24 protein-coding genes are annotated in these 25,798 nt (G+C 71.4%); 18 read left to right on the top strand and 6 right to left on the bottom strand.

Going from position 1 to position 25,798, the window contains the following annotated elements; translation table 11 throughout:
* Positions 1 to 74: 74 nt before the first annotated feature.
* From ABD295_RS02045 to ABD295_RS02070, 6 genes are all read left to right on the top strand, one after another.
* On the top strand, positions 75 to 1,145 hold the full coding sequence (locus tag ABD295_RS02045) for a LacI family DNA-binding transcriptional regulator (RefSeq protein WP_344301930.1): 1,071 nt from the start codon (positions 75 to 77) through the stop codon (positions 1,143 to 1,145).
* A 310-nt stretch (positions 1,146 to 1,455) separates the two neighbouring features.
* On the top strand, positions 1,456 to 2,145 hold the full coding sequence (locus ABD295_RS02050; protein WP_344301931.1) for a hypothetical protein: 690 nt from the start codon (positions 1,456 to 1,458) through the stop codon (positions 2,143 to 2,145).
* 194 nt (positions 2,146 to 2,339) lie between these two features.
* Positions 2,340 to 2,948, top strand: coding sequence for an ATP-dependent Clp protease proteolytic subunit (locus ABD295_RS02055; RefSeq protein ID WP_425573980.1), 609 nt, complete (start codon positions 2,340 to 2,342; stop codon positions 2,946 to 2,948).
* A 9-nt stretch (positions 2,949 to 2,957) separates the two neighbouring features.
* Positions 2,958 to 3,566: an ATP-dependent Clp protease proteolytic subunit gene (locus ABD295_RS02060; protein ID WP_344301932.1), complete on the top strand. Its 609-nt coding sequence runs from the start codon at positions 2,958 to 2,960 to the stop codon at positions 3,564 to 3,566.
* A 139-nt stretch (positions 3,567 to 3,705) separates the two neighbouring features.
* The gene (clpX, locus tag ABD295_RS02065; protein WP_344301933.1) at positions 3,706 to 4,992 is read left to right on the top strand and encodes an ATP-dependent Clp protease ATP-binding subunit ClpX; all 1,287 of its coding nucleotides are present in this window, start codon (positions 3,706 to 3,708) and stop codon (positions 4,990 to 4,992) included.
* A gap of 448 nt (positions 4,993 to 5,440) precedes the next feature.
* Positions 5,441 to 5,728, top strand: a complete 288-nt coding sequence (locus ABD295_RS02070; RefSeq protein WP_344301934.1) for a hypothetical protein — start codon at positions 5,441 to 5,443, stop codon at positions 5,726 to 5,728.
* An 11-nt stretch (positions 5,729 to 5,739) separates the two neighbouring features.
* Here ABD295_RS02070 and valS read toward each other — a convergent pair whose 3' ends face one another.
* Complete coding sequence (gene valS, locus ABD295_RS02075) at positions 5,740 to 8,349, bottom strand: valine--tRNA ligase (protein ID WP_344301935.1); 2,610 nt, start codon at positions 8,347 to 8,349, stop codon at positions 5,740 to 5,742.
* 86 nt (positions 8,350 to 8,435) lie between these two features.
* Here valS and ABD295_RS02080 point away from each other — a divergent pair, with 86 nt between their 5' ends.
* From ABD295_RS02080 to ABD295_RS02090, 3 genes are read left to right on the top strand one after another with little or no spacing between them, the layout of a single operon-like run.
* Entirely contained in the window at positions 8,436 to 9,362 is a 927-nt protein-coding gene (locus ABD295_RS02080) for a GNAT family N-acetyltransferase (protein WP_344301936.1), read from the top strand.
* Positions 9,363 to 9,375: 13 nt separating this feature from the next.
* Positions 9,376 to 10,749: a bifunctional folylpolyglutamate synthase/dihydrofolate synthase gene (locus tag ABD295_RS02085; protein WP_344301937.1), complete on the top strand. Its 1,374-nt coding sequence runs from the start codon at positions 9,376 to 9,378 to the stop codon at positions 10,747 to 10,749.
* 10 nt (positions 10,750 to 10,759) lie between these two features.
* A complete protein-coding gene (locus tag ABD295_RS02090; protein ID WP_344301938.1) occupies positions 10,760 to 11,125 on the top strand; it encodes a DUF4233 domain-containing protein in 366 nt (121 codons plus the stop codon).
* Here the strand turns inward: ABD295_RS02090 and ABD295_RS02095 are convergent.
* The gene (locus ABD295_RS02095) at positions 11,112 to 11,753 is read right to left on the bottom strand and encodes a nucleoside/nucleotide kinase family protein (RefSeq protein ID WP_344301939.1); all 642 of its coding nucleotides are present in this window, start codon (positions 11,751 to 11,753) and stop codon (positions 11,112 to 11,114) included. The two genes, ABD295_RS02090 and ABD295_RS02095, sit on opposite strands and share 14 nt — an antisense overlap.
* Positions 11,754 to 11,789: 36 nt before the next feature.
* Between ABD295_RS02095 and ndk the strand changes: the two genes are divergently transcribed.
* From ndk to rodA, 6 genes are all read left to right on the top strand, one after another.
* The gene (gene ndk, locus ABD295_RS02100) at positions 11,790 to 12,209 is read left to right on the top strand and encodes a nucleoside-diphosphate kinase (RefSeq protein ID WP_344301940.1); all 420 of its coding nucleotides are present in this window, start codon (positions 11,790 to 11,792) and stop codon (positions 12,207 to 12,209) included.
* A 219-nt stretch (positions 12,210 to 12,428) separates the two neighbouring features.
* Positions 12,429 to 13,454 carry a rod shape-determining protein gene (locus tag ABD295_RS02105; RefSeq protein ID WP_344301941.1) on the top strand — a complete coding sequence of 342 codons (1,026 nt, stop codon included), beginning with the start codon at positions 12,429 to 12,431 and terminating at the stop codon, positions 13,452 to 13,454.
* Positions 13,454 to 14,452 (top strand): rod shape-determining protein MreC, encoded by a 999-nt coding sequence (gene mreC / locus ABD295_RS02110; RefSeq protein WP_344301942.1) that lies wholly within the window; start codon positions 13,454 to 13,456, stop codon positions 14,450 to 14,452. The genes ABD295_RS02105 and mreC overlap by 1 nt, the downstream gene beginning before the upstream one ends.
* The gene (mreD, locus tag ABD295_RS02115) at positions 14,449 to 14,973 is read left to right on the top strand and encodes a rod shape-determining protein MreD (RefSeq protein WP_344301943.1); all 525 of its coding nucleotides are present in this window, start codon (positions 14,449 to 14,451) and stop codon (positions 14,971 to 14,973) included. The genes mreC and mreD overlap by 4 nt, the downstream gene beginning before the upstream one ends.
* Positions 14,973 to 17,120 carry a penicillin-binding protein 2 gene (mrdA, locus tag ABD295_RS02120; protein WP_344301944.1) on the top strand — a complete coding sequence of 716 codons (2,148 nt, stop codon included), beginning with the start codon at positions 14,973 to 14,975 and terminating at the stop codon, positions 17,118 to 17,120. Before mreD ends, mrdA begins: the two co-directional genes overlap by 1 nt.
* 4 nt (positions 17,121 to 17,124) lie before the next feature.
* Complete coding sequence (gene rodA, locus ABD295_RS02125; protein ID WP_344301945.1) at positions 17,125 to 18,312, top strand: rod shape-determining protein RodA; 1,188 nt, start codon at positions 17,125 to 17,127, stop codon at positions 18,310 to 18,312.
* A 102-nt stretch (positions 18,313 to 18,414) separates the two neighbouring features.
* Here rodA and ABD295_RS02130 read toward each other — a convergent pair whose 3' ends face one another.
* Both ABD295_RS02130 and ABD295_RS02135 read right to left on the bottom strand, forming a co-directional pair.
* Positions 18,415 to 19,527: a calcium:cation antiporter gene (locus ABD295_RS02130; protein WP_344301947.1), complete on the bottom strand. Its 1,113-nt coding sequence runs from the start codon at positions 19,525 to 19,527 to the stop codon at positions 18,415 to 18,417.
* 31 nt (positions 19,528 to 19,558) lie between these two features.
* A complete protein-coding gene (locus ABD295_RS02135) occupies positions 19,559 to 20,761 on the bottom strand; it encodes an amidohydrolase family protein (RefSeq protein ID WP_344301948.1) in 1,203 nt (400 codons plus the stop codon).
* 118 nt (positions 20,762 to 20,879) lie between these two features.
* On the opposite strand from ABD295_RS02135, the gene ABD295_RS02140 reads away from it, so the two are divergent.
* The 3 genes from ABD295_RS02140 to ABD295_RS02150 are packed head-to-tail and all read left to right on the top strand — an operon-like array spanning position 20,880 to position 23,745.
* On the top strand, positions 20,880 to 22,859 hold the full coding sequence (locus ABD295_RS02140) for a TIGR03960 family B12-binding radical SAM protein (protein ID WP_344301949.1): 1,980 nt from the start codon (positions 20,880 to 20,882) through the stop codon (positions 22,857 to 22,859).
* A gap of 41 nt (positions 22,860 to 22,900) precedes the next feature.
* Positions 22,901 to 23,272: a nuclear transport factor 2 family protein gene (locus tag ABD295_RS02145; RefSeq protein ID WP_344301950.1), complete on the top strand. Its 372-nt coding sequence runs from the start codon at positions 22,901 to 22,903 to the stop codon at positions 23,270 to 23,272.
* Positions 23,269 to 23,745 carry a GNAT family N-acetyltransferase gene (locus ABD295_RS02150; RefSeq protein ID WP_344301951.1) on the top strand — a complete coding sequence of 159 codons (477 nt, stop codon included), beginning with the start codon at positions 23,269 to 23,271 and terminating at the stop codon, positions 23,743 to 23,745. The genes ABD295_RS02145 and ABD295_RS02150 overlap by 4 nt, the downstream gene beginning before the upstream one ends.
* A gap of 1 nt (position 23,746) precedes the next feature.
* Here the strand turns inward: ABD295_RS02150 and ABD295_RS02155 are convergent, their stop codons facing one another.
* Positions 23,747 to 24,442, bottom strand: coding sequence for a hypothetical protein (locus ABD295_RS02155; protein WP_344301952.1), 696 nt, complete (start codon positions 24,440 to 24,442; stop codon positions 23,747 to 23,749).
* 117 nt (positions 24,443 to 24,559) lie between these two features.
* The gene (locus ABD295_RS02160) at positions 24,560 to 25,732 is read right to left on the bottom strand and encodes an MFS transporter (protein WP_344301953.1); all 1,173 of its coding nucleotides are present in this window, start codon (positions 25,730 to 25,732) and stop codon (positions 24,560 to 24,562) included.
* Positions 25,733 to 25,798 lie beyond the last annotated feature (66 nt).

The following is a 25,798-nucleotide window of genomic DNA, read 5'->3' on the forward strand; positions in this document are numbered from 1 at the left end:
CCCATCTCCAGCCTCGACGTGTCGATCCGGGCTGCGGACCCATCTACGCTGAGGGCCTCCTGGAAGGAGCCTTCTTGTCGAGTCCCGAGCCCGGTGCTGCGGCTGACGAGCGTCCGGTCACCATCTACACCGTGGCCGACCGTGCCGGGGTGTCCATCGCGACGGTCTCCCGGGTCCTCCGCGGCACCACCCCGACCTCGCCCGTGACGCGTCGCAAGGTGCTCCAGGCGGTGGAGGACCTCGACTACATCCCGCTGCGCGCGGCCAGGAAGGTCGACGTGCCGCGGCACCAGACCCACGGGCTGGTGCTGCCGGGGCTGGTCGGGCCCTATTACTCCGAGCTCCTCACCGGCTTCGAGTCGGCCGCCGCCCGGCTCGGCCAGTCGGTCGTGATCCAGCTCGCGGGTCCGCAGGTCGACCTCGAGGGCGCCGTACGTCGGTTGCTGGCCCGCGTCGACGGCGTGGTGCTGGCCAACGACACCGTGTCCGACAGCTTCGTCCGCGCGGTGTGTCGCGGGACTCCGACCGTGCTCATCGCGCGCAACCCCGTCCTCGGGTGTGACGCGGTCCTCGTGGAGAACCAGGATGCGTCCCGGGAGCTGACCGAGCACCTCCTCGGCCATGACCGACGACGACTGGTCTTCCTCGGCGACCCCGCAGACTCCCACGACGTGACCGAGCGGTACGCCGGCTTCCGCGAGGCGCTGACCGGCGCCGGCGTGGAGGAGACCCGCCCGCCCGTCCGGCTGCGCCTTGAGGAGCAGTCCGGCCCCGCAGCGGTGCAGGCCCTGTTGGAGGTGCCGGACCTCGACGGTGTGGTCTGCGCGAACGACGAGCTGGCGGTCTCGGTCCTCTCGCTGCTGAGCCGGCGCGGCGTACGCGTGCCCGACGACGTGGCGGTCACCGGCTTCGACGACATCATGACCGCGCGGTTCGTGCCGCCCGGGCTCACCACGGTGCGGCAGCCCACGCGGGCCGTCGGCCACTGGGCGGCGATCCGGCTGCACGAGCGGATCGAGGGACGCACCTACGACGTGCACCCGCAGGTGCTGCCCACCACCCTCGTGACGCGCGGCTCGTGCGGCTGCGCCTGGGACGGTCCGTCGTTGCCGGCTGCCACCGCGCCCCTCGTCGAGCATGCCTGAGCCGATCCTGCATCGGGTGGGCGTCGGACACGCGGCGGTCCTTCGTCGCCATGGCCGGGCCGAGCGGGCTGCCGGCGGACAGCGTCCGCGACGACCTGGACCCGTCCAGCCGAGGCGGCTACACCTCGCCCACCGACATCGGCGGCTACCTGTGGCGCACGGCCGCAGTGACTACCCCTGACAGCCCCGGACGATCCGGCCGCCGGGGCAAAGGCGGTCTAGAGCGGGCTATCGCCGGATAGTGCGTACGCACTAGACAACCCCTCACATCATCGGGATGGACTCACCTCTGCGCAAAGGAGACACTCGCATGTCGTTCCAGCTCAAGAAGCCGTCGACCGGCTTCCTCGTCGCCACTGTGGCGCTCGTGCTCGCCCTCGGGGGGACCGCGGTCGCGTCCCAGCAGGACGGAGCCGCCCGGGCGGGCTCCGACGCGGCAGCCGCTCCGCTGACCAAGAAGCAGGTCAAGAAGATCGCCAAGAAGGTCGCGAAGGCTCAGGCAAACAAGGCGATCACCGCCCGTGCGCCGGGCCTCACGGTCGCCAAGGCGGCGTTGGCCGACAAGGCGACGCTGGCGGACAAGGCCACGTTCGCCGACTCCGCCACCAACGCCACCAACGCGGCGAACGCCGCCAAGGTCGGCAACATCGAGGTCGCGAAGTTCAGCTTGAACATCGCGGCCGACGGGCCCGCGGTCACGCTCGTGAACCTGTCCGGGTTGAACCTCGTGGCGTCCTGCCCGGCCGGTGTCCCTGACCTCGAGGCGTTTGCCAACGGCGGCCAGCTGCGCCACTCCACGCTCGACAACGGCGACAACGTCAGCACCGGAGGCACCAGCAGCGTCAGCCCCACCGGCAGCAACGCGATGAGCACGGTCAGCGGTCTCGGCAACGGGTTCGTCGAGTACACCTCGCCGTCCGGCGCCGTCGTGACCGTCCTTCACGGCTACCGCGACGACGTCCCCGACTGCAAGTTCTTCGGCAACGCGTTCAGCGGCTGACCGCACCTCTTCGCAGGGGCCCGCTCCCTTCCGGGAGCGGGCCCTCCGCATTTCCCCGTGGCTCCTCCGCAGCTCTCGTGGCTTTGAGCGGACTCATTCCGCTGGCCGCGAACAGGGGCCCCTTTCGCGTGGATGTGTCCGTCGGTTTGGCTAGGGTCGCTCACGTGAACCAGACTTCGATGACAGGGCCGCAGATGAATGGGGCCGCCTCGTCCTACGGCCTCGACGACCACATCTACCAGCGCCTCCTGCGCGAGCGGATCGTCTTCCTCGGCTCCGAGGTGCGTGACCAGAACGCCAACGCGATCTGCGCCCAGCTCCTGCTGCTGTCCGCCGAGGACCCCGAGGCCGACATCTTCCTGCACATCAACAGCCCTGGTGGCTCGGTCGACGCCGGCATGGCGATCTACGACACGATGCACTACATCCCCAACGACGTCGCCACGGTCGGCATGGGTCTGGCCGCCTCGATGGGCCAGTTCCTCCTGTGCGCGGGCACCAAGGGCAAGCGCTACGCCCTGCCGCACGCGCGGATCATGATGCACCAGCCGTCCTCGGGCATGGGTGGCTCGGCCTCCGACATCAAGATCCAGGCCCAGCAGTCGCTGCACATCAAGAAGGTCCTCTTCGACCTCATCTCCCAGCACACCGGCCAGCCGGTGGAGCAGGTCGAGGCGGACGCCGACCGTGACCGCTGGTTCACCGCCGAGCAGGCGGTCGACTACGGCCTGGTCGACCAGGTCATCAGCAGTGCCCGCCAGGCCGCCGACGAGGGCCGCCCGGCCCGCTCCGACAAGAACTGAGGCTTTTCGATGAACTACTACATCCCCCAGTGGGAGGAGCGGACCTCCTACGGTTTCCGCCGCATCGACCCCTACGGCAAGCTCTTCGAGGACCGCATCATCTTCCTCGGCACGCCGATCTCCGACGACGTCGCCAACGCCGTGATGGCGCAGCTGCTCTGCCTGGAGTCGATGAACCCCGACCAGGACATCAGCATCTACATCAACTCGCCCGGCGGCTCGTTCACCGCGCTGACCGCGATCTACGACACGATGAAGTTCATCAAGGCAGACGTGCAGACGGTGTGCCTGGGACAGGCCGCCTCGGCGGCGGCGGTGCTGCTCGCGGCCGGTGCCCCTGGCAAGCGGCTGGCGCTGCCCAACAGCCGGATCCTGATCCACCAGCCCTACACCGAGGGCACCTTCGGCCAGACCTCCGACATCGAGATCCAGGCCAACGAGATCCTCCGCATGCGTGAGCTGCTGGAGAAGATGATCGCCGACCACTCCGGCAAGGACATGGAGACGGTCAGCCGCGACATCGAGCGCGACAAGATCCTCACCGCCGAGCAGGCCGTCGACTACGGCCTCATCGACGCGGTCCTGGAGTCCCGCAAGGCCGTCCCGGCGCTCGCCTGAGCCCGCGAAAGCACCAGAGGCGTTCCGGTGAAGGTTCCCGTGTCTCGACCCCCAACCGGGGGTCTCACGGGGTACCGTCAAGGGGTTTGCACCCCGCTCGACAGCTCGTCCGACGCTCGATCCCCTGAAAGGACCGCCCGTGGCTCGCATCGGTGACGGTGGTGACCTGCTCAAGTGCTCTTTCTGCGGCAAGAGCCAGAAGCAGGTGAAGAAGCTCATCGCGGGTCCGGGCGTCTACATCTGCGACGAGTGCATCGACCTGTGCAACGAGATCATCGAGGAGGAGCTGAACGAGGGCTCCGACGTTGAGCTCGCCGACCTGCCCAAGCCGCGGGAGATCTTCGAGTTCCTCAACTCCTACGTCATCGGGCAGGAGCAGGCGAAGAAGTCGCTCGCCGTGGCCGTCTACAACCACTACAAGCGGGTCCAGGCCGGCTCCCAGACGCCGCCGTCGGGCAAGCACAGCAAGGACGAGGTCGTCGAGGTCGCCAAGTCCAACATCCTCGTGATCGGCCCCACCGGGTGCGGCAAGACCTATCTCGCCCAGACTCTGGCCCGGATGCTCAACGTCCCGTTCGCCATCGCCGACGCCACGGCCCTGACCGAGGCGGGCTACGTCGGTGAGGACGTGGAGAACATCCTCCTCAAGCTGATCCAGGCGGCCGACTACGACGTCAAGAAGGCCGAGACCGGGATCATCTACATCGACGAGATCGACAAGGTGGCCCGCAAGGCGGAGAACCCCTCGATCACGCGGGACGTGTCCGGCGAGGGAGTGCAGCAGGCGCTGCTCAAGATCCTGGAAGGCACCACCGCGTCCGTGCCGCCGCAGGGCGGGCGCAAGCACCCTCACCAGGAGTTCATCCAGATCGACACCACCAACATCCTGTTCGTGGTGGGTGGCGCCTTCGCCGGGCTCGAGCACATCATCGAGCAGCGCGTCGGCAAGAAGACCCTGGGCTTCACCGCCGAGGTCCGCGGCGCTGCCGAGCGCGAGGCCGAGGACCTGCTCGGCAAGGTGCGCCCCGAGGACCTCACGAAGTACGGCCTGATCCCCGAGTTCATCGGTCGGCTCCCGCTCATCGCGAGCGTCAACAAGCTCGACGAGCAGGCCCTCATCCAGATCCTCACCGAGCCGCGCAACGCGCTGGTCAAGCAGTACCAGAAGCTCTTCGAGCTCGACGGGGTCGAGCTGGAGTTCACCGACGACGCCATCCACGCGATCGCGGAGAAGGCGCTGGAGCGCGGCACCGGCGCGCGCGGGCTGCGGGCGATCATCGAGGAGGTGCTCCTCCACGTGATGTACGACGTGCCGTCGCGCGGCGACGTCGAGAAGGTCGTGATCAGCCGCGAGGTCGTCGACGACGACGTGGCGCCGACCCTCATCCCGCGTGAGGCGGAGTCGAAGAAGAAGAAGTCGGCGTAGGTCTCGACTCTGCTCGACCACCGGTAGCGGCGCTCGCTGCACGATCACTGTGGCGTCGGATCGTCCGCGGAGCTGTCACGGCTGAGCGTGAAGTAGTCCTGTGTGACACGTGGGACTAGTCATAACCTAGTCACAACGGGCCATTCACTTCACCCTCCTCCGGACGACAGACTTAAGTCGTCGCATCGAAGGGAACCGGGTGAGCGATCAACACAGACGACCGTTGTTGGCGTTCCTCCTGGTTCTTCTCGTCTGCGTCATCCTTCTCGGCCATGCGGTTCGAAGCGAGGCTCTGCTGGGCCTGCTGACCTCCGCTGACCGGGAACCGCTCGGATCCGAGCAGGTCAGGCTCTCAGCCCTGGCCCCTGACCGGATTGTGGCGGACGCGAAGAGGCAGGTGCGGTCCCCCCGCGCACCGGCACACGCGTCCGCCACTCCGGTCGTCGGCGTGCAGCGCCCCGCCGCCCGCCCGGTGGCGCGGCCCGCACCCGTCTTCGCCCCGGTCGACGGGGGCGGTCTGCGCGTCCCCACGTCGAAGGTCCACGACAAGGGCCACGACAAGGGCCACGACAAGGGCCGCGGCAAGGTCCGCGGCAAGGGTCACGGCAAGGGTCACGGCAGGGACCACGGCAAGGAAGCCCCTCCGGGCCTGGCCAAGAAGTCAGGCGGCCTCCCGCCGGGCCTGGCCAAGAAGTCAGGCGGCGTTCCGCCGGGTCGGGCCAAGCACGACGGGTGACCCCGTCGAGCTCATGGCGTCTCGGCGAGGTCCGCGTGCACCCGTAGGGCGTCCAACCCGGCATCGACGGTGAACGTCAGCGTGCCGGTGATCTTGCCGGTCTTGCGCAGGTCGTCGGCCGCGGACTCGGCCGCCCGCACCGCGCCCTCGGGTCCGGCGATCTCGACCCGCGCCAGCTCGGCGCGCATCGACACCTTCGCCTCGGACTTGGCGCCTCGGATGCCCGTCAGGGCCTCTGCGACCGCGGCCAGCAGACCTGGGTCGCTGACGCCGTCGACCGCAATCTCGCCGCGGGCCGGCCAGGTCGTCCGGTGGATCGAGCCGGGCTGCCACCAGGACCAGACCTCCTCGGTGACGTAGGGCAGGAAGGGCGCCAGCAGGCGCAGCTGCACGTGGAGAGCGGCAGCCAGCGTGGCGCGGGCCGAGACGGTGGCGGGGCCGCCGTCCTCGGCGTACGCCCGCTCCTTGACCAGCTCGAGGTAGTCGTCGCAGAACTCCCAGAAGAACCGCTCCGCCGCCTCGAGGGCGGAGGTGTAGTCGTAGGCATCGAACGCCGCGGTCGACTCGTCGACGACCTCGCCGAGGCGCGCCAGCAGGGCGCGGTCGACCGGCTCGGTCACCAGGCCGGGGTCGACGTCTGTCGCACCAAGCCCGAGGACGAACTTCGAGGCGTTGAGCACCTTCATCGCCAGCCGGCGACCGACCTTCATCTGCGACTCGTCGAAGGGCGAGTCCAGGCCCGGCCGGGCCATCGCGGCGCGCCAGCGGACGGCGTCGGCGCCGTACTTGTCGAGCACCTCTGACGGCACCACGACGTTGCCCTTGGACTTGGACATCTTCTTGCGGTCCGGGTCGACGATGAAGCCCGAGATCATCGCGTGCCGCCAGGGTGCGGTGTGGTTCTCGAAGTGCGCGCGCACGACGCGCCCGAAGAGCCAGGTGCGGATGATGTCGTGGGCGTGGGTGCACAGGTCGAACGGGTAGACCGCCTCCCAGAGATCCTTGTCGGACTCCCAGCCGCCCGCGATGTGCGGGGTGAGCGACGACGTGGCCCAGGTGTCCATCACGTCGGGGTCGCCCACGAACCCGCCCGGCTTGCCGCGATGGCTCTCGTCGTAACCCACCGGGGTGTCGGTCGAGGGGTCGACGGGCAGCTCGGCCTCGGTCGGCAGCAACGGGTGGGCGTAGTCGGTCTCTCCCTCGTCGTCGAGCGGGTACCAGACGGGGAAGGGGATGCCGAAGAACCTCTGTCGCGAGATCAGCCAGTCACCGTGCAGGCCGCCGACCCAGTTGTCGTAGCGGTGCTTCATGTGGGCTGGCACCCAGTCGATCTCGGCGCCGCGCTCGAGCATCTCCTGGCGCAGGTGCGGGTCACGCCCGCCGTTGCGGATGTACCACTGGCGGGTGGCGACGATCTCGAGCGGCTTGTCGCCCTTCTCGTAGAAGTTGGCCATCCGGGTGGTCGGTGTCGGCTCGCCGTCGAGGTCACCCGCCTCGCGCAGCAGCGTGACCATCGCCTCGCGGGCGGAGAAGGTGGTCTTGCCGGCCAGCTGCTCGTCGTACGTCGTCGCGGCGTCGCCCGAGAGCCAGTCAGGCGTGTCGCGCGAGAGCCGGCCGTCGCGGCCGATCACCGTGCGGATGGGCAGGTCGAGCTCGCGCCACCACGTCACGTCGGTGAGGTCGCCGAAGGTGCAGCACATCGCGATGCCGGCGCCCTTGTCGGGCTCGGCCAGGGCGTGCGCCAGCACGGGGACCTCGACGCCGAAGACCGGCGACGCCACGCTGGTGCCGAAGAGCGACTGGTAGCGCTCGTCGTCGGGGTGCGCGATGAGGGCCACCACACTGACCACCAGCTCGGGCCGGGTCGTCTCTATGAAGAGCGGGGTGCCGTCGGGCTGGTGGAAAGCGACCCGGTGGTAGTGGCCGGCGTACTCACGCGCCTCGAGCTCGGCCTGGGCGACGGCCGACTGGAACGACACGTCCCAGAGCGTCGGCGCGTCCTGGAGGTAGGCCTCGCCGCGCGCGAAGTTGCGCAGGAACGCGCGTTGGCTGACCACGCGAGCCTTGCTGCCGATCGTGGTGTAGTGCTCGGCCCAGTCGACGGACAGGCCCACGCGCCGCCAGAGCTGCTCGAAGACCTCCTCGTCCTGCTCGACCAGCTGCTCGCAGAGCTCGATGAAGTTGGGCCGCGAGATGGAGATCTGACGCTTGGGGTCTGGCTTCTCGGGCGGCGTGAAGTCGGGGTCGTAGGGCAGCGCCGGGTCGCAGCGCACGCCGAAGTAGTTCTGCACGCGACGCTCGGTCGGCAGCCCGTTGTCGTCCCAGCCCATGGGGTAGAAGACGGACTTGCCGCGCATCCGCTGGTAGCGGGCGACGAGGTCGGTGTGGGTGTAGGAGAAGACGTGGCCGACGTGGAGCGATCCGCTCACGGTCGGCGGCGGGGTGTCGATCGAGTAGACGTTCTCGCGCGGTTGGGTGTGGTCGAACCGATAGGTCTCCTCGGCCTTCCAGGTCGCCCCCCACTTGTCCTCGAGACCCTCCAGCGCCGGCTTGTCCGGTACGACGACGGCGCGGCGGTCTGCGCTCGTCGTGTCCGGTGCCTGCGTCTGGGTGTCGGTCATGGGTCGAAGGCTAATCGGCGGGGGACACGCGGGGCGAACCGGTAACCCGGTGGTCGAGCGAAGCCGAGACCACCTAGCGTGCGCGGATGGCCGCGCTCCCAGCCCCCGAGCTCCAGTTCCTCACCGACCCCGCCGACTTCCTCGCGGCGACGGGGGAGGTGCTGGCCGAGGACCCCGTCCTCAACACCGTGATCGCGACGTACACCGAGCGCTTGCGCGACGAGGACGCCGACGGCGTGCCCGTCGACCCGGACCTGCCGCGCTGGTGGGTCGTCGTCCGCGACGACGCCGGGGCGGTGGCCGGCGTGGGCATGCGCACCGCGCCGTTCGCGCCCTACCCGCTCTACCTGCTGCCGATGCCGGACGAGGCAGCGGTGGCGATCGCGCGCGCCCTGCACGAGCGCGGCGAGGACGCGGCCGGCTGCAACGGAGCGTTGCCTGCGGCCCGGCTCTTCGCGGAGGAGGCGGCGCGGCTGGTCGGCGGCCGCGCCGAGGTGGCCATCCAGTCCCGGCTCTTCGAGCTCGGCGAGCTCGGCGAGCTCGTCGAGCCACCGGCTCCTCCCGGCCGGCTGCGCCGGGCGACACGGGACGACGTCCGGCTCTGCCTCCGGTGGTACGACGCCTTCGCCCGTGACGCCGACGAGCAGGCCGGGAGGCCCGCCGGGTCGCACCACGACGTCGCCGAGACCGAGGAGTCGATGCTCCGGAGGATCGACCGCAAGCGCGTCTGGCTGTGGGAGGACGAGCTCGGCGAGGTCGTGCACCTGACCGCCGCCAACCTGCCGTCGTACGGCGTCGCGCGCATCGGCCCCGTCTACACCCCCGCCCAGCACCGCGGTCACGGCTACGCGAGCGCCACCGTCGCTGCCGTGTCGCGCAGCATCCTCGACGAGGGCGCCAGGGCCTGCCTCTTCACCGACCAGTCCAACCCGACCTCCAACAAGATCTACGAGACCCTCGGCTACCGGCCGGTGGTCGACATGGCCAACCTGGTCATTCGACCTGCCTCCTAGACTCGGCCACGCCATGACTGAGACTCCGCAGCCGCGACCCGCCGAGACGTACGCCGAGGTCGAGGACGCGCTGCTGTCGCGTTGGCCGGAGACCAAGCTGGAGCCCTCGCTGGACCGGATCCGCGCGTTCACCGAGCTCCTGGGCGACCCGCAGGCGTCGTACCCGGTGATCCACCTGACGGGCACCAACGGCAAGACCTCCACGTCGCGGATGATCGACACCCTGCTGCGCGCCTTCGACCTGCGCACCGGGCGCTTCACCAGCCCGCACCTGGAGAAGATCAACGAGCGGATCTGTCTCGACGGCGAGCCGCTGGACGACGAGGCTCTCGTCCGGGCCTTCAACGACGTGGCGCCCTACACCCACCTGGTCGACCAGTCCGAGCCGTTCCCGCTGTCGTTCTTCGAGGCCGTCGTCGGGATGGCGTACGCCGCGTTCGCGGACGCGCCGGTCGACGCGGCCGTCGTCGAGGTCGGCATGGGCGGCACGTGGGACGCGACCAACGTCGCCGACGGCGCGGTGGCGGTGGTGCTGCCGATCGCGGTGGACCACGCGCAGTACCTCGGCGACACCGCGGCCAAGATCGCGGTCGAGAAGGCCGGCATCATCAAGCCGGGGGCCACGGCGGTGCTCGCGCAGCAGGAACCGGGGGTGACGGAGGTGCTGCTCGCCCGGGCCACCGAGGTCGGCGCGACCGTCGTCCGCGAGGGCCTGGACTTCGGGGTGATCGACCGGGCTGCGGCCGTGGGCGGACAGGTCGTCTCCATGCAGGGGCTGCGGGCCCGGTACGACGAGGTCTTCATGCCCCTGTACGGCGCCCACCAGGCCCAGAACGCCGTCCTCGCGCTGGCGGCGGTCGAGGCGCTCATCGGCCACGACGGACCGCTCGACGAGGACGTGGTGCGCGCCGGGTTCGCGGAGGTCACCTCGCCGGGCCGGCTCGAGGTGGTCCGCCGCAGTCCGACGATCGTCCTGGACGCCGCGCACAACCCGCACGGCGCGGAGGCAGCGGCCGCGGCCCTGGAGGACTCCTTCAGCTTCGACCCCCTGATCGGGGTCATGGGCGTGATGTCCGACAAGGACGCCGAGGGGGTCCTGGCGGCGTTCGAGCCGCACCTGGCGCACCTGGTCTGCACGCAGAACTCCACCTCCCGCGCGATGCCGGCCGAGCAGCTGGCCGCGGCCGCGATCGAGGTGTACGGCGCCGACCGCGTCACCGTCGTGGCCGACCTGGCCGACGCGATCGAGGCGGCGGCGACCCTCGCGGAGACCGGCGGGACCTCGTCGGTCGGGAGCGGGGCGGTCCTGGTCACGGGCAGCGTCGTCACCGTCGGCGAGGCGCGGGCGCTGCTGCGACCGCGCGACGACCACGGCCGGCGCTCGTGAGGTCGCTCGGATGAGATCTCCCAGGCGCGGCATGTGCGCCGCGATCCTGTCCCTCGAGGCCATCACCCTCGGTCTGACCGCGCCCGTCCTGATCACGATCGCGGACGTGCCGACCCGCACCGCCCTCGGGATCGGGCTCGGGCTGATGCTTGCCTGCCTGCTGCTCGCCGGCATGCTGCGCGGCGAGTGGGCCTACTGGCTGGGATGGGCGATCCAGCTCGTCGCGATCGGTCTCGGCTTCGTGGTGCCGATCATGTTCGCTCTCGGCGTGGTCTTCGCGACGCTCTGGGGGACGGCGTACTTCCTGGGACTGAAGATCGAGCGCGAGCGGGCCGCCGCGACCGCGGGCGGCCCGGAGGACGTCACCGCAGGGTGACGACCAGGTCCGGGGGCACGCTGGCCGCCCGGACCAGCCGGGCGTTGGCCTCGTCGGAGCGGGCGACCCACTCCTCGGCGTACGCCGGCGGCTTGCCGAACTCGACGTGCCGGGCGACCAGGCGGCGGACGCGGAGCTCGTCGTCGGTCTCGACCAGCCAGGTCTCGGCGAGCTCGCCGCGGGCGCGGGACCAGGAGGGGTCGGGGAGCAGCAGGTAGTTGCCCTCGGTCACCACGACGCGCACGGAGGCCGCCACCGGGACGGCACCTGCCACCGGCTGCTCGAGCCCGCGCTCGAAACCGGGTGCGTAGACGACCTCGGAGGTCTCGCGCCGCAGGCGGGCCAGCAGGGCGGCGTACCCCCACGCGTCGAAGGTGTCGGGGTGCCCCTTCACGTGGCGCAGCCCCAGGCGGTCCAGCTCGACGTCGGCGAGGTGGAAGCCGTCCATCGGGACGTGCCCGACCACATCGTCGCCGAGCCGGCCGCGCAGCCGTGCGACGAGCGCACCGGCGAGGGTGGTCTTGCCGGCGCCCGGCAGCCCGGCGACGCCCAGGACGGCCCGGCCCGTTTCGGGCACGAGCGCGACCGCGCGGGACACGAGCTCGTCGAGCGGGGGCAGGGTCTCCACGCAGGGCAGCGTAGGCGCCTCGATAGGGTGCGGCGCATGGTCGACAACGCCGTGCAGCGCACCCTCGTCCTCCTCAAGCCCGACGCGGTGCAGCGAGGCCTGGTCGGCGAGATCCTCGGCCGCTACGAGCGCAAGGGCCTGGGCATCGTGGCCCTGGAGCACCGGACCATCGACGGCGAGCTCGCGGACACCCACTACGCCGAGCACGTCGGCAAGGACTGGTACCCCCCGCTGCGCGACTTCGTGCTGAGCGGTCCGCTCGTCGCGGTCGTCTTCGAGGGCGACGAGGCGGTCCAGGTCGTGCGCGACCTCAACGGCGCCACGGACGGCCGCAAGGCGGCTCCCGGCACCATCCGCGGCGACCTCTCGCTGTCCAACCGCTACAACCTCGTGCACGGCTCCGACTCGGTCGAGTCCGCGGAGCGTGAGATCGCGATCTGGTTCACCGACCTGTGAGGCGGTCTCACCTGACCCGTGACAGGTGAGACTGGTGTGACTCGGCGTGGCGTGCCGGGTCGAGGCCTCGCGCGCTCTTAACCTCGACGTACGGGGTCGCCGTCGTGGCCGGCTCCGGCGGGCCATGGGGCTGCCGGGGAGGCTGCTCGCGTCCCGCTGACCACCGGGCTCACCACCCACCCTTCCTTCCCCAGGGACGACGAACGCGAGGCAGCGCGGATGGCGAACATCATCGGCCGGGACATGGCCGTGGACCTCGGGACCGCCAACACGCTCGTCTACGTCCGCGGCAAGGGCATCCTGCTCGACGAGCCGTCCGTCGTCGCGCTCAACTCCCGCACGGGGGAGATCGTGGCGGTCGGCCACGAGGCCAAGCGGATGATCGGTCGCACGCCCGAGGCGATCACCCCGATCCGGCCGATGAAGGACGGCGTGATCGCCGACTTCGAGGCCACCGAGCAGATGCTGCGCCACTTCATCCACCAGGTGCACCGGCGCCGCTACTTCGCCAAGCCCCGCATGGTCATCTGCGTGCCGAGCGGGGTCACCGCTGTCGAGCAGCGGGCGGTGAAGGAGGCCGGCTACCAAGCGGGGGCGCGCAAGGTCTACATCGTCGAGGAGCCGATGGCCGCGGCGATCGGCGCCGGGCTGCCCGTGCACGAGGCGACCGGCAACATGGTCGTCGACGTCGGCGGTGGCACCACCGAGGTCGCGGTCATCTCGCTGGGCGGCATCGTCACGTCGATCTCGGTGCGCACGGCCGGCGACGACCTCGACGCGGCGATCGTGGCGTGGATGAAGAAGGAGTACTCCCTCCTGCTCGGCGAGCGCACCGCCGAGGAGGTCAAGACGAGCCTGGGCTCGGCCTTCCCGCTCCCCGAGGAGCCCGAGGCGGAGATCCGCGGCCGCGACATGGTCTCCGGGCTCCCGCGCACCGTCGTCGTGTCGAGCGCCGAGGTGCGTCAGGCTCTCGACGAGCCGCTGCACGTGATCGTCGACGCCGTCCGCGCCACCCTCGACCAGACGCCGCCCGAGCTGGCCGGCGACATCATGGACCGCGGCATCGTGCTCACCGGCGGCGGGGCGCTGCTGCGCGGGCTCGACGAGCGGCTGCGCCACGAGACCGGGATGCCCGTGCACGTCGCGGAGGACCCGCTGACCTCGGTCGCCTTCGGCGCGGGCAGGTGCGTCGAGGAGTTCGACGCCCTCCAGCAGGTCCTCGTGGCCGAGGGCCGGCGGCTCTGATGGCCCTGCTCGAGCGCCCGCCCCGGCTGCCGCGCGCCGCTTCGGAGGTCCGTCCCACGGGCGGCCGGGAGCGCAGGTGGCGCACGCTGCGCGGCGTACGCCGGCCCGACGGGCGCTACTCCCCGGACCCGCGCGGCACCCGGTCGCTGTTGATCGCGCTGCTCATGGCCTGCGCGACCTTGATCACCCTGGACCACCAGGCCGGTGGTGCCGCCCTCGACCCGGCGCGCCGGGTCATCGGCGAGGTGGTCGGACCCGCCGAGTCGGCCGCCGACGCCGTGGTCGGGCCGCTGACGCGCATCCCCGGGTGGTTCCGCACGCAGGACGACCTGCGCGACCAGGTGGCCGGCCTGGAGGCCGAGAACGCCGGACTCCGCAGCGAGCTGGCCACCGCCGACTTCGACCGCAACCGGCTCGCCGAGCTCGACGGGCTGACCGCCGCCGCCGAGCAGGCCAACCATGCTCTGGTCCCCGCGCGGGTGATCGGGGTCGGTCCCGCGCAGTCCTTCTCGCGGACGGTGACCATCGACGCAGGCTCTCGTGCCGGGATCGAGCCGGACATGACGGTGGTCAACGGGGACGGCCTGGTGGGCCGGGTGCTCCGGGTGACCAGCACGACCGCCACGGTGCTCCTCGTCATCGACGGCGACTCGGTCGTCGGGGGCCGGGTCGGGTCCAGCCTCGAGGCGGGGTTCCTGCGCGGGCGCGGGGTCGTCGGGGACGACGGCCGGCTCGACCTGGAGCTGATCGACGACACCGTCGTGCCCGCTCGCGACGACGTGATCGTCACGTGGGGGAGCGAGGACGGCGCGCCTTACGTCTCGGGCGTCCCCGTCGGCCTGGTCACGCAGGTCTTCAGCAACGTGCGTGAGACCACCAAGCGAGCCGTGATCGACCCCTTCGTCGACTTCTCCTCCCTCGACCTGGTCGGTGTCGTCGTGCCGTCCGGCACCGAGAGCGACCGCGCGGTCGTCGAGGCCGACGGGAGCCTGAGATGACCTGGCTGCGCGCGGCCGCCGCGGGCGCGCTCGTCGTCGTGGCCCTCCTGCTCCAGGTGAGCGTCTTCCCGCACATCGCCTGGGAGGGGGTCGTCCCCAACCTCGCGCTGCTCGTCGTCGTGGGCGCGGCGCTGACCCGCGGTCCCCAGTTCGCGATGACCCTCGGCTTCGCCGCCGGCGTCCTCCTCGACCTCGCGCCGCCCGCCGACCACACCGCTGGGCGCTGGGCGCTCGCGCTGCTCCTGGTGGGGTACGTCGCCGGGCGGGTCCGTCAGGACCTGCGCCCCGGCGCGGGGTCGGTCGTCGCGACGGTCGCGGCGTCGTCCTTCCTCGGCACCTCGGTGTTCGCGCTGAGCGGCCTGGTCCTCGGCGACCTCGACGTGGGCCCGGCCATCGGGTCTGGGGGGCTGCTGCAGGTCGTGGCGATCGCGGTCGTCTGGGACGTCCTGCTCACCCCGTTCGTGCTGCCGTTGGTGATGCGGGTGCTCGAACGGCTCGAGCCCGCCACGGCGACCGTGTGATGGGGTCTCGACTCGGCTCGACCCCCGATGGGGGCCGCCGTACGACCGGCCGGCTCCGGCTGGTCGTCATCCAGGCGCTGGTGTTCTCCCTCTTCGCCACCCTCTTCGTCCGCCTCTACTACCTCCAGGTCGTCGGCGGCGCCGACTACCAGGCCCAGGCGGCGTCGCAGTCGGTGCGCGAGATCGTCGAGCAGCCGGCGCGCGGCCTGGTGGTCGACGCCATGGGCCGTCCGCTCGTCGCCAACCGCAGCTCGTGGGTGGTCTCCCTGGACCGGACCATGCTCGGCAAGATGGACGACGACGTGCGGGGGCGCCTGGTCGCCCGGGTCGCGCGAGCGGTGTCCCTGCCGACCAAGGAGATCGAGGCGCGGCTGGTGACCTGCGGTCACGAGGGGAGCGTCGGCGGCACCTGCTGGAACGGCTCGCCCTTCCAGCCCGTGCCGGTGGCCGTGGACGTGCCGCAGCGCGTAGCGCTGAAGATCCTCGAGCAGCCCGAGGACTACCCCGCTGTGCTCGCCCAGCAGCAGAGCCTGCGTGCCTACCCCAGCCCCTACGGCATCAACCTGGCCCACGTGCTCGGCTACCTCAGCCCCATCACCGAGGACGAGCTCGACGCGGCCGAGCAGCGCGACGACGAGTCGGTCAACGGCGCCTCCGTGGTGGGGCGTGCGGGGGTGGAGAAGCAGTACGACAAGTGGCTGCGCGGCATGCCCGGCTACGAGAAGGTCGCCGTCGACTCCATGGGCCGCGTCCTCGGCGAGGACTCCACCACCTCGGCGCGGCCCGGCGACACCCTCGTCACCTCGATCGACGCCCACGTGCAGAGCGTGGTCGAGAAGCAGCTCGACCTGATGATGCGCACCGCGCGGACCGTGACCGACCCGGTCACCCGCCGCCCCTACGTCGCCGACTCGGGCGCGGCGCTGGTGATGGAGGCGCGCACCGGCCGCATCGTGGCGATGGCCAGCCAGCCGACGTACGACCCGGAGACCTGGGTGGGCGGCATCTCCGAGGCGCAGCTGAGGCGGCTCTACTCCGAGGCCGCCGGGACGCCGCTGCTGTCGCGGGCGATGCAGGGCCAGTTCGCACCCGGCTCCACGTGGAAGCCGTTCATGACCGCGGGGGCCCTGACCAACGGCTACTCCACCGACACGGCGCTGCCGTGCACGTCCGGCTTCCAGGTCGGCAACCGCGTCTTCAAGAACTTCGAGTCCGGCGCCTACGGCACCATCGGCTTCGCCAAGGCCCTCGAGGTGTCCTGCAACACCTTCTTCTACCGCGTCGGCTACGACTTCTGGCAGCGCTACGGCTCGGACGTGGCCGACGTGAAGGCCCGGGACCCCTTGGTCGAGGAGGCCAAGAAGTTCGGGTTCGGCCGGCCGACCGGCATCGACATCCCCGGCGAGGCGTCCGGCCGGATCGCCGACCGGCAGTGGAAGCGCGACTACTTCGAGGAGATGAAGGACTACTACTGCGACGTCGCGTCGAAGCCGCAGGACGGCAAGACGTCGGACTTCGTCTACCTCTACGCCCGCGAGTTCTGCATCGAGGGCTACGCCTACCGTGCCGGCGACGCGGTCAACTTCGCCATCGGGCAGGGCGACACCATCGTCACGCCGCTCCAGCTGGCCAGGGCGTACGCCGCGCTGTCCAACGGCGGCACCCTCTACGCCCCGCGCGTCGGCAAGGCGATCGTCAGCGCCGACGGCCACGTCGTGAAGCGCATCAAGCCCAAGAAGGTCGGCGAGGTCGGCCTGCCGGCGCACGTGCTCGACTACATCGACGAGGCGCTGAAGGGCGTGTCCCGCCAGGGCACCATGGCGTGGAAGCTGCCCGGCTTCCCGCTCGACCAGGTGCAGATCCGCTCCAAGACCGGCTCGGCCGAGGTGCACGGCAAGCAGACGACCGGGTGGGTGGCCTCCTACACCGACGACTACGTCGTGGTGATGATGATCAGCCAGGGCGGCACCGGTTCGGGCTCGACCGGCGACGGCATCCGGGCGATCTGGGAGGCGCTGTACGGCGTCTCCGGCGAGACCGTCGACACCGCGCGCGCGCTGATCCCAGGCGTCGTCGCGCCGGCCCGCCTGCCGAGCTTCCGCCGGGACGGGTCGATCCTGCCGCCTGCGCGCCGAGGAGAGGGCTGACTCGATGAGCCCTGCCACCCGCCCTGCCACCCGTCCCGCTCGTACGTCGGCACGCACACCCGCCCCGGCCCGGTCGCTGCTGCCCGCGCGCGGCCTCGACTGGGTCCTGCTGGGTGCGGTCGCGGGACTGCTCGTCCTCGGCACCCTGCTGGTGTGGTCGGCCACCGAGCCGCGCGAGGCGCTCACCGGCGGCGACCCCACGGCGTACCTGCGCAAGCAGCTGGTCAACGTCGGCATCGGTCTGGTGCTGCTGCTCGCCGTGGCGGTGACCGACCACCGGTGGGTGCGGATCCTGGCGCCGCTGGCCTACCTCGCCTCGATCGGCGGGCTGGTGCTGGTGCTGACCATGGGATCGACGGTCAACGGGTCCCGCTCGTGGCTGATGCTCGGCGGCCTGTCCATCCAGCCGTCGGAGTTCGCCAAGCTGGCCGTGGTCGTCGGGATGGCGCTGGTCTGTGCGGAGCGGGCGGACTGGCTCAAGCGCGGGGTGCGGTCCTTCGAGGTGCTGGCGATGCTGGTCATCGCCGGGATCCCCGCGGCGCTGATCCTGCTGCAGCCCGACCTGGGCACGATGCTGGTGCTGTCGGCCACGGTCTTCGGCGTGCTGGCCGCCTCGGGGGCACCGCGGCGCTGGTTGGCGCTGATGGTGGCCGGGGGTGTGACGGGCGCGGTCGCCGCGGTGTCGCTGGGCGTGCTCAAGCCCTACCAGCTCGACCGCTTCCTGGCGTTCACGAACCCCGACCTCGACCCCCGGGGCGCCGGCTACAACGTCGAGCAGGCGCGCATCGCCGTCGGCAACGGCGGCCTCTTCGGCCAAGGTCTCTTCGACGGGTCGCAGACGCGCTCCGGCTTCGTCCCCGAGCAGCACACCGACTTCATCTTCACCGTCGCGGGTGAGGAGCTCGGCCTGGTCGGCTCGGCCGTGCTGATCGGGCTGCTCGGTGTGGTCATCTGGCGGTCGCTGGTCATCGCGCGGGCCACCGACGACGTGTTCGGCCGGGTCGCGGCCGCGGGGATCGCCTGCTGGTTCGCCTTCCAGTCCTTCCAGAACATCGGGATGTGCCTGGGGATCATGCCGGTGACCGGCGTACCCCTCCCGTTCGTGTCCTACGGCGGCTCCTCGATGTTCGCCTCGATGCTCGCCGTCGGGCTGCTGGTCAACATCGCGCGCCGGCCCGCCCGCCCCAGCTGAGGGCGCGGGGGTTTTGGGTAACGCCCCTTCGGTGACTCTCCTGCCCCGATATATCGGGGCAGGAGCGCAGGCCAAGGGGCGTTACCCAGAAATCCGGGCGCCCTACGGCGAGATCGTCATGAAGATGTACGCCGCCAGGATCACCAGGTGCAGCCCGCCGTTGAGGGGCTTGCTGCGCCCGGGTACGACGGTGAGGACCCCGACCACCATCGACGACAGCAGCAGCACCAGCTCGGTCTCACCCAGCCCGAGCTCGAGCGGGCCGTCGAGCCAGATCGAGGCGACGGCGAGGGTCGGGATGGTCAGGCCGATGGAGGCCATCGCCGAGCCGTAGGCGAGGTTCAGGCTGGTCTGCACGCGGTGCCGGGCGGCGGAGCGGACCGCGGAGATCGACTCGGGCAGCAGCACGAGCAGGGCGATCACCACACCGACGACGGCGTGCGGGAACCCCACCGCGGCGACCGCGTCCTCGATGGCCGGCGACTCGACCTTCGCCAGGCCGACGACCGAGACGAGCGCCACCAGCAGCAGCGCCAGGCTCACCAGGGCGGTGCGCGTCGAGGGTGGGTCGGCGTGCCCGTCCGCGTCCTCGTCGGGGAGGCCCCCGTGACCCTGCTCCACGGGCAGGAAGAAGTCGCGGTGCCGGACGGTCTGGGTGAAGACGAACATGGCGTAGATCGCCAGCGAGGCGAGCGCCGCGAACGCGAGCTGTCCGCCGGAGAACTCGGGCCCCGCCTCGGACGTCGTGAAGCGCGGCAGCACGAGCGTGAGGGTGGCCAGGGTCAGCACCGTCGCCAGCGCCGAGCCCGCGCCCTCCGCGTTGAACTCCGCCAGCCCGCGCTTCTTCAGCGCGCTCACCACGAGCGAGATGCCGACGATGCCGTTGACGCTGATCATGACCGCGGCGAAGACGGTGTCCCGGGCCAGGGTCGAGGTGTCCTCGGGGCCGGTCAGCATCAGGGTGACGATGAGCGCCACCTCGATGACCGTGACGGCCACGGCCAGGATCAGCGAGCCGAACGGCTCGCCCACCCGGTGCGCGACCACCTCGGCGTGGTGGACCGCCGCGAGCACGGCGGCGACGAGCACGATGGCGACCAGGCCGAGCACGAGGGCAGGGGGCTTGGTGGTGAACGTCCCGGCCAGCACGACGAGCGCCAGCACCGGCGCGATCGAGGTCCAGTGCCAGCGGCTCTCAGCGGTGGCCCGGCTCATGCGTGAACCCTAAAGGGCCCCTAAAGGGACCCTAGGAGGGCTGTGCCAACCCCCGGACCCACACCGCCACCGGCTGCGAGAGCCGCTTCACGTCACGGGACAGGTCGCCGTCGACCACGAGCAGGTCGGCGGCGTACGACGCCCGCAGCCGGCCGGTCTCCGCGCCCAGGCCGCACTGCTCGGCCGCGAAGGACGTGGCCGTGGCCAACGCCTCGTCGACGGGGTAGGCGTCGGCGAGCCAGTCGACGGCGCTCCAGAGGGCACCGTGGGGCTTCGGCGGCGCTGCGCCGGCGTCGAGGCCGCTGCACACGGGGATCCCGTGCGCGCGGACGCGGGTGAACACCTCCATCCGGCGAGCGCGCATCTCGTCGGGCCGCATGCCGAACTTCTCGAAGACCGCCACGATGGCCGGGGGCAGCTGCTCGAGGGTGGGCAGGCGGTCGAGGAGCTGGCCATGGGTCGGGCCCACGACCACTCCCGCCTCGGCGACGCGGGCGAGCAGGTCCTCCGACCACGAGGGACCGTTCTCGGTGAGGCACGAGAAGTGCTCGATCCCGTCGGCGCCGGCCGCGAGTGCGTGCTCGATGCCGGCGAGGGAGTGGGCGTGCGCGAGGAGGCGCAGGCCGGCGTCGTGCGCGGCGTCGACGGCAGCGCGCAGCTCCTCCGCCGTGAACTGGACGCCGAACACATCGCTGCCCAGCGTGAGCATGCCGCCGCTCGCCATCACCTTGATCACGTCGACGCCGCGGGCGGCGTGTGCGGCCACCGCTGCCCGCATGCCGGCCACCCCTTCGACCTCGCCGCCGAGGTAGTGGCAGTGCCCCCCAGGCGTCGTCAGTGGGGGCCCGGCGGCCACGATCCGGGGGAGACCGGGCTCGGCCCGGTCGCGCCACGCCAGGGTCCGGAAGCCGACGTCGCCGAGGTCGCGCACGGTCGTGACGCCCGCGGCCGCCTGGGCGCGCAGCGAGCCCTCGATCATGGCGTCGAGCCCGTCGTCGTCGAGCGTCCCTGCGCGCTCGAGCGAGCCCATCTCGCCGTCGGAGACCAGGTGCACGTGGGCGTCCACGAGGCCCGGCAGGAGGGTGCCGTCGTACGACGTCAGCTCGACGCCCTCGGGGACCTCGAAACCGCCGGGTTCCACGCCGATGATCCGGTCACCCTCGACGAGGACCGTGGCACCGCCCTGCAGGAACCTTTCGCCGTCGAAGGCGTGCGCAGCCCGGATCGCGTGCATGGAGGCAGTCTGCTCCATTCGCGCCTCGTCCCTCGGCTCCTCAGGACAAGCCGTTTCGACCGGGTCCCGCCCGCGGCGTACCCTGGGGCCTCTTCCCCCGACGAGAGGTGTCACCGTCATGCCCGCAGCGCCCGAGAGCGTCTTCGCGCGACTCGAGCCGTTGCTCCCCACGGTGAGCAAGCCGATCCAGTACGTCGGCGGCGAGCTCAACTCCACCGTCAAGGAGTGGGACTGCGCGGGCTCGTCCGAGGACGGCGGTCCGACGGTGCGCTGGGCGCTGATGTACCCCGACGCCTACGAGGTCGGGCTGCCCAACCAGGGCGTGCAGATCCTCTACGAGGTGCTCAACGAGCGCGACTGGATCGTCGCCGAGCGCACCTACTCGGTGTGGCCGGACCTCGAGGCCGCGATGCGGGCGGGCGACGCCGACGGGCCGATCCCGCAGTTCACCGTCGACGGCCACCGGCCGGTGCGCGCGTTCGACGTCTTCGGGCTGAGCTTCTCCACCGAGCTCGGGTACACCAACATGCTCAACGCCCTCGACCTGGCGGGCATCCCGCTGCACGCGGTCGACCGCGGCGACGACGACCCGATCGTGCTGGCCGGAGGGCACGCCGCGTTCAACCCCGAGCCCATCGCCGACTTCCTCGACGCGGCCGTGCTGGGCGACGGCGAGGAGGTCGTGCTCGCGATCTCCGAGGTGGTGCGCGAGTGGAAGGGCGAGGGACGGCCGGGCGGCCGCGTCGAGCTGCTCCGGCGGCTCGCGGTGACCGGCAACGTCTACGTGCCGCGCTTCTACGACGTCGTCTACGCCGCCGACGGGGCCATCGAGGCCGTCGTCCCCAACAAGCCGGGTGTCCCCTTCCGCGTGCGCAAGCACACGCTGATGGACCTCGACGCGTGGCCCTACCCGGCGAAGCCGCTGGTGCCGCTGGCCGAGACCGTCCACGAGCGGTTCTCGGTCGAGATCTTCCGCGGCTGCACGCGCGGGTGCCGCTTCTGCCAGGCCGGCATGATCACCCGCCCGGTGCGGGAGCGGTCGATCGAGACGATCGGCGCGATGGTCGACGCCGGGGTGAAGGCGTCGGGCTTCGAGGAGGTCGGGCTGCTCTCGCTCTCGAGCGCCGATCACACGGAGATCGGCGAGGTGGCCAAGGGGCTCGCGGACCGCTACGAGGGGACCAACGTCTCGCTGTCGCTGCCGTCGACCCGTGTCGACGCCTTCAACATCACGCTGGCCAACGAGTTCTCCCGCAACGGCCGGCGCTCGGGGCTGACGTTCGCCCCCGAGGGCGGCTCGGAGCGGATGCGCAAGGTGATCAACAAGATGGTCACCGAGGAGGACCTCATCAGGACCGTCGCCACGGCGTACTCCCACGGCTGGCGCCAGGTGAAGCTCTACTTCATGGTCGGCCTGCCCACCGAGACCGACGACGACGTCCTCCAGATCGCCGACCTGGCCCGCAAGGTCATCGCCAAGGGCCGTGAGGTCTCCGGCCGCAACGACATCCGCTGCACGGTCTCCATCGGCGGCTTCGTGCCAAAGCCGCACACGCCGTTCCAGTGGGCCGCGCAGCTCGACCACGTCACGACCGACGACCGGTTGAAGAAGCTGCGCGACACCGTGCACCAGGACAAGAAGTACGGCCGGGCGATCGGCTTCCGCTACCACGACGGCAAGCCCGGCATCATCGAGGGACTGCTCTCGCGCGGCGACCGCCGGGTCGGCCGGGTCATCGAGGAGGTCTGGCGCGACGGCGGCCGCTTCGACGGCTGGAGCGAGCACTTCTCCTACGACCGTTGGGTCGCCGCCGCCGAGCGCGGACTGACCGGCACCGACGTCGACCTCGCGTGGTACACCACCCGCGAGCGCGACTACGACGAGGTGCTGCCCTGGGACCACCTCGACTCCGGCCTCGACAAGGACTGGCTGTGGTCGGACTGGGAGGACGCCCTGGCCGTGGCCGACGGCCAGGACATCGAGGTCGAGGACTGCCGCTGGACTCCCTGCTACGACTGCGGCGTCTGCCCCGAGATGGGCACCGAGATCCAGGTCGGCCCCACGGGCAAGCAGCTGCTGCCGCTCTCCGTCGTCTGAGTCGGCTCCCGACTCTCCGGGCGCTCGCTAGCGTCGGGTGCATGATCGACAGCGAAGACCTGGCCAGGCGCTTCCTCTCCACCTTGGAGGCGCGCGACTGGGACGCCTGGGCGGCGCTGCTCGCCGAGGACGTCGTCTACGAGATGCCGCAGACACGGGAGCGGGTCACCGGGCGAGCGGCGTACCTCGCCTTCAACCAGACCTATCCCGGCGAGTGGCACCTCTCGCCCAAGGTGGTGATAGGGAACTCGCAGCGCGCGGTGGCGTGGTTCGGGTTCCGGCTGGACGACGAGAGCGGTGGCGGCCAGGCGTTCATCGAGATCGGTCCCGACGGGCTGATCACGCGGGTGACCGACTTCTGGCCGGAGCCCTACGACCCGCCGGCCAGGCCGGTGCCGGTGGAGCGCTGGTGAGCGACCGCGCGTCCGTCGAGGTCCGCACCGCGACCCTCGACGACCGAGCGGCCGTCGCGGCCCTGCGTCGCGCCTGGACGGAGGAGAACGCCGGCGCCACCATCGACGACCCGACGTTCCTGGCCCGCTTCGACGAGTGGCTGGCCCGCGAGCACGACCAGCGGGTGACCTGGCTCGGGCTGGTCGGGGGCGCGCCGGTGGCGATGCTCAACCTGCTGGTGTTCACGCGGATGCCCGCCCCGCGGCCGCCGGGATCGACCCGGGCGACCCAGTGGGGTTACCTCGCCAACTTCTACGTCCGGCCCGAGCAGCGCGACGTCGGCATCGGCACCGCGATGCTCGGGGCCTGCACGGCGTACGCCGACGAGCACGGCTTCGCCCGCATCGTGCTCAGCCCGACGACGGGATCGGTGCCGTTGTACGCCCGCCACGGGTTCGCTCCGGCGACGTCGCTGATGGTGCGCCAGCCCTAGATCAGCTCGTCGGGGAGACGAGCGTCCCGGTCAGCGGGGCGCCGTCGGCGTTGCGCACGATGCACGGCACCTTGTCGCCGGCGGCGAGCTCGCGGGCGGGGGCCAGCGGCCGCAGCTCGAGCGTCTTGGCGGCGAGCTCGGGTGCGACCTTCGCGCACTCCTGCGCGCCGACGGTGCCCGTGTAGCCGTCCTTGACCATGGCGTCGTCGACGACCAGGCCGGCGACGACCTCCGCGTCGTGGGGGTCGTTGCAGTCCACGACGTCGACGGCGGCGATGCTCTCGCTGCCGGCCCTCAGGTCGTCACTGGACAGGCAGTCACCCACGCGCAGGTCGTCGACAGCCGTCTGCCCCCGCAACCAAAGGACGCCGCCGGCCACCAGCCCGATCAGCACGAGCGTCAGGACGAACCAGAGTCCTGCTTGGCTCTGCGCGGGCAGGCCTGGCGTCGGCTGCTGGTCCGCCATGGTGAAGCCGGGCGGAGGAGCGGCCGCTGGGTTCTGGCTGGCCGCATTCTGACTGGCCGGGTCCTGGCCGGGTGGGGCATACCCCGGCGGGTCGTAGCCGGACGGCTCGTACCCGGGGGGCTCGTACCCCGGCGGCAGGTCGTAGCCGGTGGGCTCGTGGTCCGGGTGGGGGTACCTCGGCGGCTGACCCCCGCCGTAGGGCGGCGGGCCCCCAGGGGGCTGCTCGGTCATGCGGGGCTCCCATCGGGTCTGACCAGGTGGCTGCTGGGACGACCATCTGAGCACACGACCGCCCTCCGAGCACCCACCGGCGTGCGCCGCTGCGCGGCACCGACCGGCCGGCTCCGGCTAGCGGTTCGCGCGTGCGAGCGGCTCGAGCTCGTCCTCAAGGGCCCGCGGCCGGGAGACCCTGGCGCCCAGCACCATCAGCGGGACGACCAGCGCGAGCAGGAGCGTGATCGGGCCACGCCAGCCGCCGGTCGCGTCGTGGAGGGCGCCGACCGCGAAGGGACCCAGGGCGGCGATGAGATAGCCGCTGGACTGGCAGAACGCCGACAGCGCGGCGGTCCCGTCCGGCGTGCGGGCGCGCAGGCCGAGCAGGGTGAGCACGAGGGCGAACGTGCAGGTGCCGATGCCGATCAGGATCGCGGAGGGGATGGCGAGGGTGTGGGGCGCGACGAGCAGGCCGGCGTACCCCACGAGGTAGCAGCTCGCGACGCCCAGGAAGATCCCGACCTGGCTCTCCCGGCGAGCAGCCGCGGCGGGCAGCCACAGCGAGACCGGCACGCTCGTGCCGGCCACGAGCCCGACGAGCGCGCCGGCGGCGACGGGGGAGTAGCCGGCGTCGCGCCAGAGCTGGGCGAACCACCCGAAGATCGCGTAGGCCTGGAGCCCTTGGAGGCCGAAGGCGAACGCCATCGCGAGGCCTAGCCGGGTCCTGGCCACCGCGAGCAGAGGGATGGTCGTCGTCTCGCCGGACGGACGCAGGTCGTGCACCACCAGAACCGTCCACGGCAGAGCGGCGAGCAGGGCGAGCACGGCCCAGATCCCGAGGCCGGTACGCCAGCCGCCCCACGCGTTCGAGATCGGCACCGTCAGGACCAGCGCAGCGGTGAGTCCGGCCGACATGGCGGTGGTGTAGAGCGCCGTGACCGGGCCGACGCGATGGGGGAAGTGCAGCTTCACCAGCGAGGGCAGCAGCACGTTGGCCGTGGCCATGCCGGCCAGGGCGACCATCGAGAGGGCCAGGAACAACCAGGCGTCGTCCGTCAGGACCCGGACGCCGAGGCCGGCGACGACGAGCAGGAGTCCCGCCAGCGTGACGCGGTGCAGGCCGACGAGGCGGGCCAGCCGCGGCGCGAGGGCACCGAAGGAGGCGAAGGCGAGCACCGGTAGCGAGGTGAGCAGGCCGGCCATCGTCGCGGACAGGTGCAGGCCCGCCCGCACCTCGGGGAGGACGGGTCCCACCGCCACAGCCGCAGGACGCAGGTTGAGCGACAGGGCCAGCAGTCCGACGAGCACCAGCAGGCTGCCGCCCAGGGCCTTGGGCAGGTCGCGCCGAGGCCCGCTGGATGGCCCGGTGGATGG

Source organism: Nocardioides bigeumensis (assembly GCF_039531755.1).
In the GTDB taxonomy this organism is placed as follows: domain Bacteria; phylum Actinomycetota; class Actinomycetes; order Propionibacteriales; family Nocardioidaceae; genus Nocardioides; species Nocardioides bigeumensis.